The sequence below is a fragment of the Kocuria rhizosphaericola genome, from assembly GCF_044462205.1.
Classification (GTDB): Bacteria; Actinomycetota; Actinomycetes; order Actinomycetales; family Micrococcaceae; genus Kocuria; species Kocuria rhizosphaericola.
The window spans coordinates 1-12,076 of record NZ_JBISWK010000106.1 but is presented as its reverse complement, the minus strand read 5'-3'; the positions used below and the strand labels follow the sequence as shown (position 1 = coordinate 12,076).

At 72.8% G+C, this 12,076-nt stretch carries 14 protein-coding genes; 4 read left to right on the top strand and 10 right to left on the bottom strand.

Annotation, left to right across the window (positions count from 1 at the left end; all coding sequences use genetic code 11):
• Positions 1–25 precede the first annotated feature (25 nt).
• Entirely contained in the window at positions 26–745 is a 720-nt protein-coding gene (locus ACH9D2_RS10875; protein WP_396362846.1) for a VIT1/CCC1 transporter family protein, read from the bottom strand.
• An 82-nt stretch (positions 746–827) separates the two neighbouring features.
• Positions 828–1,817: a DNA-3-methyladenine glycosylase family protein gene (locus ACH9D2_RS10870; RefSeq protein WP_396362845.1), complete on the bottom strand. Its 990-nt coding sequence runs from the start codon at positions 1,815–1,817 to the stop codon at positions 828–830.
• 6 nt (positions 1,818–1,823) lie between these two features.
• On the opposite strand from ACH9D2_RS10870, the gene ACH9D2_RS10865 reads away from it, so the two are divergent.
• Positions 1,824–3,311, top strand: coding sequence for a DUF2079 domain-containing protein (locus tag ACH9D2_RS10865; protein WP_396362844.1), 1,488 nt, complete (start codon positions 1,824–1,826; stop codon positions 3,309–3,311).
• A gap of 242 nt (positions 3,312–3,553) precedes the next feature.
• Complete coding sequence (locus ACH9D2_RS10860; protein WP_396362843.1) at positions 3,554–5,431, top strand: DEAD/DEAH box helicase; 1,878 nt, start codon at positions 3,554–3,556, stop codon at positions 5,429–5,431.
• A gap of 241 nt (positions 5,432–5,672) precedes the next feature.
• Here ACH9D2_RS10860 and ACH9D2_RS10855 read toward each other — a convergent pair whose 3' ends face one another.
• From ACH9D2_RS10855 to ACH9D2_RS10840, 4 genes are all read right to left on the bottom strand, one after another.
• Positions 5,673–5,840 carry a hypothetical protein gene (locus tag ACH9D2_RS10855; protein WP_396362842.1) on the bottom strand — a complete coding sequence of 56 codons (168 nt, stop codon included), beginning with the start codon at positions 5,838–5,840 and terminating at the stop codon, positions 5,673–5,675.
• A gap of 77 nt (positions 5,841–5,917) precedes the next feature.
• Complete coding sequence (locus ACH9D2_RS10850) at positions 5,918–6,124, bottom strand: helix-turn-helix domain-containing protein (RefSeq protein WP_212823949.1); 207 nt, start codon at positions 6,122–6,124, stop codon at positions 5,918–5,920.
• Positions 6,124–6,603 (bottom strand): DUF2975 domain-containing protein, encoded by a 480-nt coding sequence (locus ACH9D2_RS10845; RefSeq protein WP_396362841.1) that lies wholly within the window; start codon positions 6,601–6,603, stop codon positions 6,124–6,126. Before ACH9D2_RS10845 ends, ACH9D2_RS10850 begins: the two co-directional genes overlap by 1 nt.
• A gap of 168 nt (positions 6,604–6,771) precedes the next feature.
• Complete coding sequence (locus ACH9D2_RS10840) at positions 6,772–7,083, bottom strand: class I SAM-dependent methyltransferase (RefSeq protein ID WP_396362847.1); 312 nt, start codon at positions 7,081–7,083, stop codon at positions 6,772–6,774.
• An 834-nt stretch (positions 7,084–7,917) separates the two neighbouring features.
• Between ACH9D2_RS10840 and ACH9D2_RS10835 the strand changes: the two genes are divergently transcribed.
• On the top strand, positions 7,918–8,637 hold the full coding sequence (locus ACH9D2_RS10835; RefSeq protein WP_396362840.1) for a GAF domain-containing protein: 720 nt from the start codon (positions 7,918–7,920) through the stop codon (positions 8,635–8,637).
• Positions 8,638–8,642: 5 nt separating this feature from the next.
• Entirely contained in the window at positions 8,643–8,924 is a 282-nt protein-coding gene (locus tag ACH9D2_RS10830; RefSeq protein ID WP_396362839.1) for a hypothetical protein, read from the top strand.
• Positions 8,925–8,994: 70 nt separating this feature from the next.
• Here ACH9D2_RS10830 and ACH9D2_RS10825 read toward each other — a convergent pair whose 3' ends face one another.
• From ACH9D2_RS10825 to ACH9D2_RS10810, 4 genes are all read right to left on the bottom strand, one after another.
• Positions 8,995–9,711 carry a GAF and ANTAR domain-containing protein gene (locus ACH9D2_RS10825; RefSeq protein ID WP_396362838.1) on the bottom strand — a complete coding sequence of 239 codons (717 nt, stop codon included), beginning with the start codon at positions 9,709–9,711 and terminating at the stop codon, positions 8,995–8,997.
• Between the two features lie 267 nt (positions 9,712–9,978).
• Complete coding sequence (locus ACH9D2_RS10820) at positions 9,979–10,914, bottom strand: diacylglycerol kinase family protein (RefSeq protein ID WP_396362754.1); 936 nt, start codon at positions 10,912–10,914, stop codon at positions 9,979–9,981.
• A gap of 41 nt (positions 10,915–10,955) precedes the next feature.
• Positions 10,956–11,264, bottom strand: a complete 309-nt coding sequence (locus ACH9D2_RS10815) for a hypothetical protein (RefSeq protein WP_396362753.1) — start codon at positions 11,262–11,264, stop codon at positions 10,956–10,958.
• 31 nt (positions 11,265–11,295) lie between these two features.
• Positions 11,296–12,076 (bottom strand): TetR/AcrR family transcriptional regulator C-terminal domain-containing protein (locus ACH9D2_RS10810; protein WP_396362752.1); only part of this gene is annotated, 781 nt, incomplete at its 5' end.

Here is a 12,076-nt window from a genome sequence, read left to right as displayed (position 1 = left end):
CCGGGCCGGTCCGGGAGGCAGCGGGTCAGACGACGCCGGTGACGCCGAACAGCCAGCCGAGCGCGAAGGTGGCCACCAGGGCCAGTGCGCCGCCCACCACCACGCGCAGCACCGCGCGGCCCACCTGCGGCGTGTCCCCGAGACGGGCTCCCAGCCAGCCGGTGAGCGCGAGGGCCGCGAGCACGGCGACGAAGGTCACGGGGATCCGCCAGGCCTCCGGCGGCAGCAGGATCGCGAGCATGGGCAGCAGTGCCCCTACGAGGAAGGCCAGCGCGGAGGCGACGGCCGCGCCCCACGGGCTGACGATGTCCTCCGCGTCGATGTTGAGCTCCGCGTCGAGGTGCGCGGCCAGGGCGTCGTGGTCGGTGAGCTCCAGCGCCACCTGCCGGGCCGTCCCGGCGGACAGGCCCTTGGTCTCGTAGATGTCGGCGAGCTCCTGGAGCTCGGCCTCGGGCATGTCGATCAGCTCCTGCTTCTCCTTCTCGATCAGGGCGCGATGGGAGTCCGCCTGGCTGGACACGGAGACGTACTCGCCCTGGGCCATGGACAGGGCCCCGCCGACCAGCGCCGCGCCCCCGGCCAGGAGGATCGCGCTGGTGCTGGGCGTGGCGCCGGCCACGCCGACCACCACCGCGGCAACCGAGACGATGCCGTCATTGGCGCCCAGGACCCCGGCCCGCAGCTTGTTCATCCGCTCGGTGTAGCCCGCACCGTGCGGCTCCTCGATCACGTGTTCGGTCGTCATGGCTCCATTGAACGCCCGCGGTGGCCGCCGTGCCAGCAAGGACAGGGTGTCCTCACCGGGAAGCGCGGGCGTGAACGGGCGCTCACCGGCGCCGGTGGTCCTCGGGGTGCAGGCGCGGGGCGAACGAGGGCTTGCGGAACCCCGAGGCCCGCAGCAGTCGCACCACCCGCTGCCGGTCGCCCCGCCACGGCTCCAGCAGCTCGAGCATCCGGCGGTCGTCGCCCGGGCGCCGGTCGAAGAACCAGCACACCGTGTCCGCGAGGTGGAAGTCGAAGACGCTGACGGAGTCCGGGTCCCCGTGGGTGCACTGGACGATCTCCGCGACCGTCCAGGGCCCGAGGCCGGGGATCGAGCGCAGGCCCCGGTGCAGCTCAGCGTCAAGGGGACTGCGGCCGAGCCGCTCGAGGGCGGGGGCCCGCGCGGCCACGCGCCGGACGGTCGCGGCCCGGGCGCCGTCGACCCCCGCCCGGTGCCACTCCCACACGGGCACCCGGCGCCAGGCCTCGGCGGTCGGGGCGATCCGCATCCCCTCCGGGGCCGGGCCCGGCGCGGGCTCGCCGTGGCGCCGCACGAGCTGCCGGTGGGCGGCCACGGCCTCGCGCACGGTGACGCGCTGCTCCAGCACCGAGAGCACGGCACGGTCCAGCACCCGGCCGGTCGAGGGCAGGCGCAGCCCCGGGTGGTGGTGCCGGGCGGCGGTCAGCCGGTGGGGCAGCGCGCGGTACGCGTCCGAGGCCTCGAACCGGTCCCACCCGTCCTCCGCGCCCGCCCAGCGCGGGGCCTCGCGGAGGAACTCCTCGGCTCCCGGTCCCCACGCGCGCACGAGCACGGGCCGCTGCAGGGGGCGGCCGGTGCCGGTGCGGGAGAAGCGTGCCGTGACCGGGCCCGTCGCGGTCCGGGCGGTGACCCACACGACGTCGGGCGCAGCGACCCGGACCAGCGGGTCGGCGCTGCCGCGGCCCAGCACGCCGAGCGTCTGGCCCAGGTGCAGGGCGCCCTCCGGGTCCCACACGAGCTCGGCGTCCGGGGCCGCCGGGCGCGGGCGGACGAGCGGGGGAGCGGTGACGGCCATGAGACCATGATGGCAGTCCTGTCCGACGGCGCCCCCGCCACCGAGGAGGCCATGCCCGCCACCGCGCTCCGTCGCGCCGCACCGCCGGCCCGCCCCGTCCCGCTCACCGGGCCGGCGCGGCTGGTGCCGCTGGGCGTGGGGCTCCTCGTGCTCGTCCTGTACCTGTGGTGGTCCCTGCTCCAGTGGCACCGCTGGGAGGTCCCGTCCTGGGACCTGGGGATCTTCACGCAGCTCGCCAAGTCCTACGCCGCCGGGGACGGCCCGGTCGTGCACATCAAGGGCCACGGCGCCAACCTGCTCGGCGACCACTTCCACCCGATCCTGGTGCTGCTGGGACCGGTCTACGCGCTGTTCCCCTCCGCGCTGACCCTGCTCGTGGTCCAGGACCTGCTCGCGGCGGTCTCCGCGTGGGCCCTGACGGGGTTCGCGGTCCGGGCGCTGGGCACGGCCCCGGGCGCGGCCCTGGGACTGGCCTACGGCCTGAGCTTCGGGCTGCAGGCCGCCGTCGCGGTGCAGTTCCACGAGGTGTCCTTCGCCCTGCCGCTGCTGGTCCTCGCCCTCGGGTCCCTCGTGGAGCGGCGGTGGACGGCGGCCGCGCTGTGGGCCGCCCCCGTGGCGTTCGTCAAGGAGGACCTGGGCGTCACGGTCGCGGTGCTGGGCCTGGTGCTCGCCTGGCGAGCGCACCGCGAGGCGGGCGGGGACCGCCGCCCGGTGGCGCTGGGGCTCGCGCTCGCCGCGTGGGGCGCGGCCTGGTCGGCGCTCGCGGTGACCGTGGTGCTGCCCGCCCTCAGCCCGGACGGCCGGTTCGCGTACGCGGACCGCCTGGACCTCGCGGCGGCGGCGGCCGACCCCGTCGGGGCGCTGGTCTCCCTGGTGGTGCCGGGCCAGAAGGCGCTCACCTGGCTGACCGTGCTGGCCGTGGGCGTGGTGGTCGTGGTGCGCTCGCCGCTGGCGCTCGTGGCGCTGCCCACGCTGGTCTGGCGGATGCTCTCACCGAACCACGGCTACTGGGGCACGGGCTGGCACTACAGCGCCGTCCTCATGCCCATCGTCCTCGTCGCGCTGCTCGACGCCGTGCTGCGGCTGCGCGGCGGTCGGTTCCGGCGGCTCGCCCGGGCCGTGCCGGCACTCGCGCTCGTCGTCGCGCTCCTGCTGGTCCCGGGGCGTCCGCTGGCCGACCTCGCGGACCCCGCCGCCTACCGGCCGGACCCCCGCGCGGACGCCAAGGCCGCGGCCGTCGCGGCCGTCCCCGAGGGGGCGAGCGTGGCCACGGACCTGACGCTGATGCACCACCTGGTGCCCCGCGCGCAGGTGCACTGGGTGGGGTCCGAGGGCGATCCCGCCCCGGAGTACGTGGTGGTCGACCGGCTCGGCGCCGCGTGGGGCGGGAACCCTCCGGGGGACGTCGCCGACTGGGCCCGGCAGCGCTACGGCGCCGACTACGCCGTGGTGCGTGACGAGAAGCACCTCGTGATGGTGCGTCGCCGGGGATGACCGCGCCGACGGGTGCGCTAGACTGGTCGGACCGAATCCGGTCACTCCCTCACTTTCTCGTGCAACGCGATGCCGTGACGCGCATCATGTTCGGCCGCGGCCCGTGCCGCGCCGTGTCCGACGCTCCCGTTCCCGAACGGGGCTCCAAGTGGTTGGCAGGGACGTCCGGACACCACGACCGTGGCCGACGCCCCTGGACCTGCTCCCGGGCCGCCACCTGCACAGATACGAGGCACTTCTCCATGACCGTCGACACCCCCAGCACCCCCGGCACCGCCGAGGAGCACACCGTCACCTTCGCCGAGCTCGGCATCGACTCCCGGGTGCTCGCCACCCTGGACGAGGTCGGCTACGAGAGCCCCACGCCCATCCAGGCCGCCACCATCCCGGTGCTGCTGCAGGGCAAGGACGTGGTGGGCCTGGCCCAGACCGGCACCGGCAAGACCGCGGCCTTCGCCGTGCCCGCGCTGTCCCGGCTCGCCGAGCTCTCCGACGTCAACGGCGTCTCCCGCGACACCCAGGTCCTGGTGCTCGCCCCGACCCGCGAGCTCGCCCTCCAGGTCGGTGAGGCCTTCTCCTCCTACGCCACCCACCTCGACGACTTCACCGTCCTGCCCGTCTACGGCGGCTCCCCCTACGGTCCGCAGCTGGCCGGGCTGCGCCGCGGCGCCCAGGTGGTCGTCGGCACGCCCGGTCGCGTGATCGACCACCTCAAGAAGGGGTCCCTGGACCTCTCCCACCTGCAGTACGTGGTCCTGGACGAGGCCGACGAGATGCTGCGCATGGGCTTCGCCGAGGACGTCGAGGAGATCCTCTCGCAGACGCCCGTCGAGAAGCAGGTTGCGCTCTTCTCCGCGACCATGCCTCCGGCCATCCGCAAGATCGCCAAGAAGTACCTGCGGGACCCGCAGGAGATCGCCGTCAAGGGCAAGACCACCACGGGCACCAACACCCGCCAGCGGTACCTGCAGGTCATGGGCTCCCACAAGATGGAGGCCATGACCCGGATCCTCGAGGTCGGTGACTACGACGGCGTCATCGTGTTCGTGCGCACCAAGGCCGCCACCGAGGAGGTCGCCGACCGGCTCAAGGCCCGCGGCTACGCGGCCGCCGCGATCAACGGCGACATCCCGCAGAACATGCGCGAGCGCACGGTCGAGGCCCTGCGCGAGGGCAAGATCGACGTGCTCGTGGCCACGGACGTCGCGGCCCGCGGTCTCGACGTCGAGCGCATCTCGCTCGTGGTCAACTACGACATCCCGCACGACACCGAGTCCTACGTGCACCGGATCGGCCGCACCGGCCGCGCCGGGCGCTCCGGCGAGGCGATCCTGTTCATGACGCCGCGGGAGAAGTACCTGCTGCGGGCGATCGAGAAGGCCACCCGCCAGCCGGTGGAGCTCATGCGGATGCCCTCCACGGAGGACGTGAACCAGACCCGCAAGGACCGGTTCGCGCAGCAGATCACGGACACGCTGGAGTCCCAGGACCTCACGCAGTTCCGCGAGCTCGTCGAGCAGTACCAGGCCGAGCACGACGTCGACGCGGTGGAGATCGCCGCCGCGATCGCCGTGATGGCACAGGACGGGCGGCCCTTCTTCGTGGAGGAGCTGCCCGAGCCGGTGCAGCGCACCCGCGACCGGGACCGTCCGGGACGGGACGGCGACGACCGGCCGCGCCGCGAGCCGCGCACCGAGAAGGGCATGGCCACCTACCGGATGTCCGTCGGCCACCGGCACCGCGTCTCGCCGGGCTCCGTGGTGGGGGCGCTCACCAACGAGGGCGGCCTGAGCGGCGAGCAGATCGGGGCGATCGACATCCGCTCCACCCACACCCTCGTGGGCCTGCCCGAGAACCTGCCCGCCTCGACCCTGGACCGGCTCTCCCGCACGCGCATCAACGGTGAGCTCATCCACCTCGAGGCCGATCGCGGCCCGGGCGCCGGCGGCCGGGACCGGCCGCGCAGCACCTCGTCCTCCTACCAGGACCGCCCCCGCCGCGGCGGCGGTGCCCGGGGCGACGACTCCCGCGGCGGCTACCAGGGCAAGAGGTCCGGGTACTCCGCGGGCGACCGGGACGGCGACAAGCCCTTCCGCAAGCCGCGCCACAAGAAGTTCTGAGCCCGGGGGCAGGACCCCCGCGCCGAGGGGGAGGGGAGGGGACGGGCCGCGCGGCTCGTCCCCTCCTTCGTCCTCCACGCACGCGCCGCACAACGTCCGCGAAGCCCCTGACGGCCAGCAAGGCGTGCTCAGCGCCCTGTCCAGCAGCACCAGGAGCACGCGCGTGACGGGGGCCGGGGGGACGACGACGGCCGCGGCGGAGCGGCTGGCGGGGCGGCGGTCACCCTCGGCGGCCGGGTGGTCAGCTGCCGCGTCGGACGCTCCGCACGCCGAACACCGCCGTGGCCAGGACGAGCAGGACGCCCAGCAGCTGGAGGCCCGGGGAGTCGTCGGCTTCCCCGTGGACGATGCCGGCCACGCCCATGGCGAGGCCGATGGCGATCACGAGGAGGGGGAGGATGTGCTTCACGGGTTGTCCTTCCACGGGCGAGGAGCGCCCGCGGATCGCGGGGGCAGGCGGCTCGGCGCGAGCCGGGTCGAGGTGCTTCAGTCGTCGACCCACTCGAGCAGGTCACCGGGCTGGCAGTCGAGCACGCGGCACATGGCCTCCAGGGTGGAGAAGCGCACGGCCTTGGCCCGGCCGTTCTTGAGCACGGCGACGTTCGCCGGGGTGAGCCCGACGCGCTCGGCGAACTCACCGACGCTCATCTTGCGCTTGGCCAGCTCGACGTCGATGCGCACGACGATGGGCATCAGATCACTGCTTCCATGTCGGTGCGCAGGGTCGTGGCCTGACGCAGCAGCGCCCGCATCACCACCATCAGCAGACCCAGCACGGTGACACCCGTCAGGATCAAGAACAACAGCAACGGCAGGCCGGGGTCGTCGGCGTTGAAGCCGACGTAGAGGAACACGCCCAGCAGCACCGCCCACGCGGCGCCGACCGCCCACACGATGGCGTCGACCCACACCAGCGACGCCGTACTGAAGATGCGGTCCTTCTTGACCAGGGTGAGCAGCTTCCAGGTGGACACGATGACCACCTGGGCGCACAGCACCCAGAACACCGTCACGGCCGTCGCCGGCCACCGCAGATACGCCATCTCCGGGGACTCCCGGGCCATGTGCGCGAACTGCCCGGGCAGCGACATGACCTGGAACAGCAGCAGGATCCCGAACAGCAGCACGAGAAAGATCCTGAGGGGGGTGACCGCACGATGTTCAACACTCATTCATCGAGTTTCACGCGATACCTATCGAAAGTCAATAGTCATTCTGGCCTCGGGAGGCACGAGGAGGACCCGGAACGAGTCGACGTGGGCGTGGGCGTGAGATGTGCCCCAGCGGCTGTTCCCGGGGAGCCAGGAGCCGCGCCGGTGGCGTGGTGTCCGGACCGAAGGTCAGGGGTTCTCCCACGAACCGGGAGGCCGCCCGGGCGCATCCCACGAACGACGAGCGGGAGGCGGAGGGTCTCGGCGGAGACGTGATCGAAGGCCACGACGCTGACCTCGTCGGTACCGGCCAACATGCCCAGCTCGAAGGTCCGGGTCCGGGGCGCGTCGATCTCGAGGCAGCGCACCGGCGTGTCCGGGGAGGCGGTGGGCGCGTGTGTCCAGGCCCGCGCCGAGGGCGACGGCCTGGTCCACGCTCCTGAGGTGCCGGGCGAGGGCGTCGTCGTAGAAGGTGGTGCGGGCCGCCGACCGGTGCGCCAGCGGTGGTTCTCCCTCGTCCTGGTACGCGCCGCAGACGGCGGCCCGGCCGGCCCCGTCCTCGAGCGCGCTCCCGGCAGGGCGACACAGGCCTCACGGACTCCGCTGGGCCGGCCAGGCCGAGGGTGTCCCCGCGGGCGCTGGGCCGCGGCGCCCAGGGTGGTGCTGCCGCGATCGGTGCAACAAGGAGGTCGGCAGTGATGGTGCATGCCGGGGTGCGGCGCAGGCTGAAACGTCAGGACCAGGGCGAACTGCGGGGACGCTCCCCGCTGTGCGGGACGGTTTCCGAAGCCAGGACATGAACTCGGCTCGTCGTCACGACGGGTGGAGACGTCATGGACCCCGGTCCTTCGGTGTCCGGAGTCGAGGGTGGCCTCCGCCCGCGTCCAGGGCATGCTCGTGAGCCGGCAGAACGCCACCACGGCAGTGGGCCAGCTCTCCCAGGTGGTTCGCGTCGTGATCGGCACTGCCGTGGGGGCAGGGGCTTCGCTGTTCGACGACACCGGCCGGGCCGGATCGACCGGGGTCACCGACGCGCTCACCGGGGCCGCCGATGCTCCGCGGCACGGGCTCCGCGAGGGCCCGTGCGTCACCGCCTGGGCCGCCGACACGCCCCGCACCGGCTCAGCGACTCCTGGCAGGCGGCCCTGGCGGACCGGGAAGGCCGAAAGACCCTCCTGGACGACGACGGGGTAGTCCGGGAGCGGGCGCAGAACGGAAACTCCGTCGCTGGACGGGAGTATTCTGTAGCGCAAGGGCAATCATCGAGCGGATCCCCCCCCTGTGCTCCCGGCCGTCGGGGAACGTGGAGCGGGTCCGCCGGACCGGGAGGGCACCATGGAACCAGAGTCCTCGGCTACGGAGCTGACCACGGTCTTCGCCCGCATCCACGGAATGCTGCTGAGCCGCGAGAGCGCGACCTCCGCGGTGGAGCAGCTGGCCGAAGTCGCCCAGGACGTGGTGGACTCCGCGATCGGTGCCGGGGCGTCCTTGATCAACGACCAGGGGTACACGATGTCCACCGGCACGACGGACGCGGTCGCCGAAGCCGGCGACACGCTGCAGTACGAGCTGGGGGAGGGCCCGTGCCTGAGCGCGTGGGCCACCGAGGCCCTGCAGCGGGTGGACGACACCGTCACCGAGACTCGCTGGCGGGCCTGGTGCGCGGGGGTGCTCCCACTGGGGGTCCGTTCGGCGATGAGCGCTCCGATGCTGTACAAGGGGCACTGCATCGGAGCGCTGAAGGTGTACACCACCACCGCTGACGGGTTCACCGCCACCGACGAGCGGCGGCTGAGCCTGCTGGCCGCAGCGGCAGCGACCCTGCTGGGTGCCGCGCAGACCTCCGAGGCCCCGCACCAGCTCAGCCAGTCCCTGCGGAGCGCGCTGACGGATCGCCAGACCGTTGACGTCGCGACCGGGATCGTGATGGAACGCCGCGGTCTCGATCAGCATCACGCCCGTGTGGCGCTGCTGGAGGCGTCCCGGGCCCAGGGGCGTCCCCTGCTCGAGATCGCCCGGTCGGTCCTCGGCGGCTCCCCCGACGCGGAACTCTAGCCCGGGTGGGTGATGACGCCATGGCCCGCGAACAGGCCCGCCTGCTGCGCCAGGCCATCTACCGTGCAGGGATCAGGCGCGAACAGTTGTGGTTGCACTACTTCAGCCTCGGTGGTGAGGCCGGGGAGACCGAGGTCGACGCCTACCTGCACCAGTCCTTCAGCCTGCCGCCTTTCCAGCGTGACCTGCTGGCACATGCGGCCAACGAGCTGATCGCCCGGATCCCCCCGCAACAGGCCCCCTATGTCTCGGACCTCGTCGACGGCGACAACGCCGAGGAGGACTGACGCAGCTGCCGCAGATGCCGCTGCGCCGGTCGTAGGCATGCCACCGGGGGCGACGGCGCACGGTGGTTGTTCAAGCCGGTGGATCCGTGCTGTCCAAGACGTGCTCGGCCGCCTGGGCGAGGGTCCCGCCCCGGGCGCGGGCGGTGTCCAGCAACCGGGTGCGGGCGGTGGGCTCGTCCAGGTGCCGGCGTTCCATCAGCACGCCCACGGCGCGTTCGATCCGATCCCGGTCCGTTACGGCCTCCTGCAGGGCGTCCGGGCGGGAGGTCTGGTGCCGCCGCGTGTCGTCGGCCCCCAGCAGCACGGCGACGGGGCCGGCGAGCAGGCTCAGCAGGTGTTCCTCGTGCTCGGTGAAGGCGTGGGGCTCGGTCGCGTAGACCTCCAGTGCCCCGATCTCCTGACCCTCTACCACGAGCGGGACGGTGAGCACCGAACGGATCCCCGCCTCGGCCACGGTCCGGCCCCATTCGGGCCACCGTGGGTCGGTGGTGGTGTCGGGCACGTACTGGGGGCTCACCGTGTCCCAGGCGCGCAGGGACGGACCGGTCCCGAACTCGAACTGCAGCGCATCGGCCTCGGTCACTGCCGGGTCCGTGGCCGCGACAGTGGTGCAGGCTCCGTCTTCGTCGACGACGCTGATGCCGGCCCCGGCCGCCTGGGGGGTCAGCTCTCGGGCCAGCTCCACGAGCCGGCACACCGCCTCGGCGACTGTTCCGGCCTCTACGAACACGTCCTGGACGCGGGCCAGCGCCGCACTGAGTTCGGCTCTCGCCGGATCCGGTTCCATCAGCTCTCCTCCGGCAAGCTCTTCAGCCCCTGAAAGGGCTCGCTTCTCGGGCAAGCCCACCACCTGCCGAGACCACCATTCTTCCTCTCAAGCGCCGGGGACGATACCTCGCGCGATCGCCACGGACGAGGAGTAACCGGGACCACCGTGACGGCGACAGGTTTCCACGAACAGGTCGTCAGCCACCGGATCGGCCAGTAGCGCGGGACGTTCGGCGAGGACGTCGCCCGGCCTCCGGTCCGGGCTCGCCCTTTGCGCGGGCGCCGGTCAGCCGATGACGGTCAGGGCCGAGGGGGCGGACTCGACGCGCACCCTGGTGCGGGCGGGGACGGAGCGGACCTCCCCGTCGAGCTGGTAGGGCATCGGCTTGAGGGCGGTGAACTCGTAGCGGGCCACGCTGGGCTGGTTCCCCAGCCCGGTGGTGGCAGCGCGGGCGGCCTTGAGCAGCACGCGCCACTTGGCGGTGTGCGGGAAGAGGATCACCTCGAAGCGCCCGTCGGCCGGGCGGTCCTGAGCTTCACTGAGGATGGCGTGCTTGGCCATCCGGGGGATGTTGGCGAAGAGGAGACTGTCGATGTTCTGCCGGGTGCCGTCGGTGTGCTGGATGCGGAAGGGCCGGAACCGGGCGAAGGTCCGCACCACCGACACCATTTCCTTGAAGGCCCCTTTGTTGCCCTTCTCCAGGTCGAGGGCCACCACCGGGGTCAGTCCGAAGCCGATGTAGGAGTGGGCGTGGACGGCCTGGGCCCCGGGTCCGGCCCCGGTGGACAGGTGGAGCAGGTCCATCTGCCGCACCCGGCCTTCGGCGATGGCCTGGGCCAGGGGTTGTCGGGCGGCGGTGCGCTGGTGGTCGTTGGCGTTGCCGGCGGGCAGCACCGCGCACACGGTGTCGGTGGTCCCGGCGGCCATGACGCCGTTGACGATCTCGTGGTAGCCCCCGTCGCCGCTGACCGAGACGATCAGGGTGTTGGGGGTGCCGGCGGCCTCTCGGGCCAGGTCCACGGCGTGCCCGGCGTGCTCGGTCGGGAGCATGCGGATCTCCGGGGTGTCAGGCAGGTGCTGAATCAGCTGCTCGCGCAGCTTCGCGGCCAGTTCGGGGGCGTCCCCGGTGCTGTGCGGATTGAAGATCAGGCAGATGGTGTCGAACCGGCGGACGGGGGGAGCCGTGGTGTCGGTGGGTTCTGGGGCGTGGGCGGTGTTCATGGTGTGCCTGTCGGTCAGGGCTCGTGCTGGGTCCTGCGGTCTCATGCGCCGTCGCGGGCATCCAGTTCGGCGGTCAACTCACAGCACCGGTCCATGGTCGAGACATGGGGCCCGGCGGGGTCGGTGAGGTAGTCGTGGTCGAGCTGGCGGGTGATCCTCGAGTGCAGCACCTGCAGGTCGCCCATGCCCAGTCCGGCCAGGTCCTCCGGGAAGTCCTCGGTCGGGCCCAGGCGGCTGCCCGGTGTCCGCCGGGGTCCCTGGGTCATGCCCGGGGCGGGCAGGACGGCATGGGGCACGGGCGGAGTCCGGGAATCATTGTGGCCGGTGGGCTCTGAGGCGATGGTGGTCATGGGAACTCCTGGAGGCAACGGTTCGAACAGGTCAGGGAGCAAGCGGGTCAGGTCTCAGGGGTGAGGCATCGAGCTGGTCGGCATGTGTCGGGCCGCCCGCGACTGCCCCGGCGGTGTCCTGGGACGTCGCGGTCGGGGCGCTGCCGGGTGCGGCCGGAGCGGGGTGCAGCTGGGCGAGGAGACCGCCCAGCAGGATGGTGATGCCCTGGTCGAGTTCACCGGCCCCGTCGTAGTCGGCCAGGATCGGGGCCATGGCGCGCAGGAGGGGGAACTGGCGCGCGGGCAGCCGGTGCAGGCCCAGGCGCAGCAGGGACTCGTTCTCCTCCGCGTCCACGACGATCTCCTGGAGCTCGTTGAGGATGTGCCCGTAGAGGAACCCGTAGTAGGCCCGGTAGACGTGCAGGGCATCGGCCGGGGCGAAGCCGGCGTCGATGAGCAGGGCCAGGATGTTCTCCAGGGGCCGCAGGGTGCCCAGCGGCCGCAACCCGAGCGGGGTGGACAGCGGCCGGGTCACCAGCAGCGGCACCACGTGCGGGTGGGCCAGTGCCAGGTCGCGGAAGTCGTGGGCGGTGGCGCGCAGCTGCTCCTGCCAGTCCGCCCCGTCGGTGGGAATGACCAGCTGGTCCAGCACCAGCTCGGTGATCCCGTCCAGCAGATCCGCCCGGTTCTTCGCATAGCGGTACAGGCCCATGGGATCCCGGCCCAGCTCGTTGCCCAACCGGCGCATCGTGAGGGCCTCCAGGCCCTCGGCGTCCACCAGGGCCAGGGCCGCGGTGAGCACCACCTCCCGGCTCAGCCGCGGCCGGCGCGCC

Bases quoted from the DNA above. Each gene is read 5' to 3' on its own strand.
- ACH9D2_RS10860 (WP_396362843.1), top strand. From the start codon at position 3,554: ATGACCGTCGACACCCCCAGCACCCCCGGCACCGCCGAGGAGCACACC.
- ACH9D2_RS10845 (WP_396362841.1), bottom strand. From the start codon at position 6,603: ATGAGTGTTGAACATCGTGCGGTCACCCCCCTCAGGATCTTTCTCGTG.
- ACH9D2_RS10850 (WP_212823949.1), bottom strand. From the start codon at position 6,124: ATGCCCATCGTCGTGCGCATCGACGTCGAGCTGGCCAAGCGCAAGATG.
- ACH9D2_RS10825 (WP_396362838.1), bottom strand. From the start codon at position 9,711: ATGGAACCGGATCCGGCGAGAGCCGAACTCAGTGCGGCGCTGGCCCGC.
- ACH9D2_RS10820 (WP_396362754.1), bottom strand. From the start codon at position 10,914: ATGAACACCGCCCACGCCCCAGAACCCACCGACACCACGGCTCCCCCC.
- ACH9D2_RS10835 (WP_396362840.1), top strand. From the start codon at position 7,918: ATGGAACCAGAGTCCTCGGCTACGGAGCTGACCACGGTCTTCGCCCGC.
- ACH9D2_RS10875 (WP_396362846.1), bottom strand. From the start codon at position 745: ATGACGACCGAACACGTGATCGAGGAGCCGCACGGTGCGGGCTACACC.
- ACH9D2_RS10815 (WP_396362753.1), bottom strand. From the start codon at position 11,264: ATGACCACCATCGCCTCAGAGCCCACCGGCCACAATGATTCCCGGACT.
- ACH9D2_RS10870 (WP_396362845.1), bottom strand. From the start codon at position 1,817: ATGGCCGTCACCGCTCCCCCGCTCGTCCGCCCGCGCCCGGCGGCCCCG.
- ACH9D2_RS10865 (WP_396362844.1), top strand. From the start codon at position 1,824: ATGATGGCAGTCCTGTCCGACGGCGCCCCCGCCACCGAGGAGGCCATG.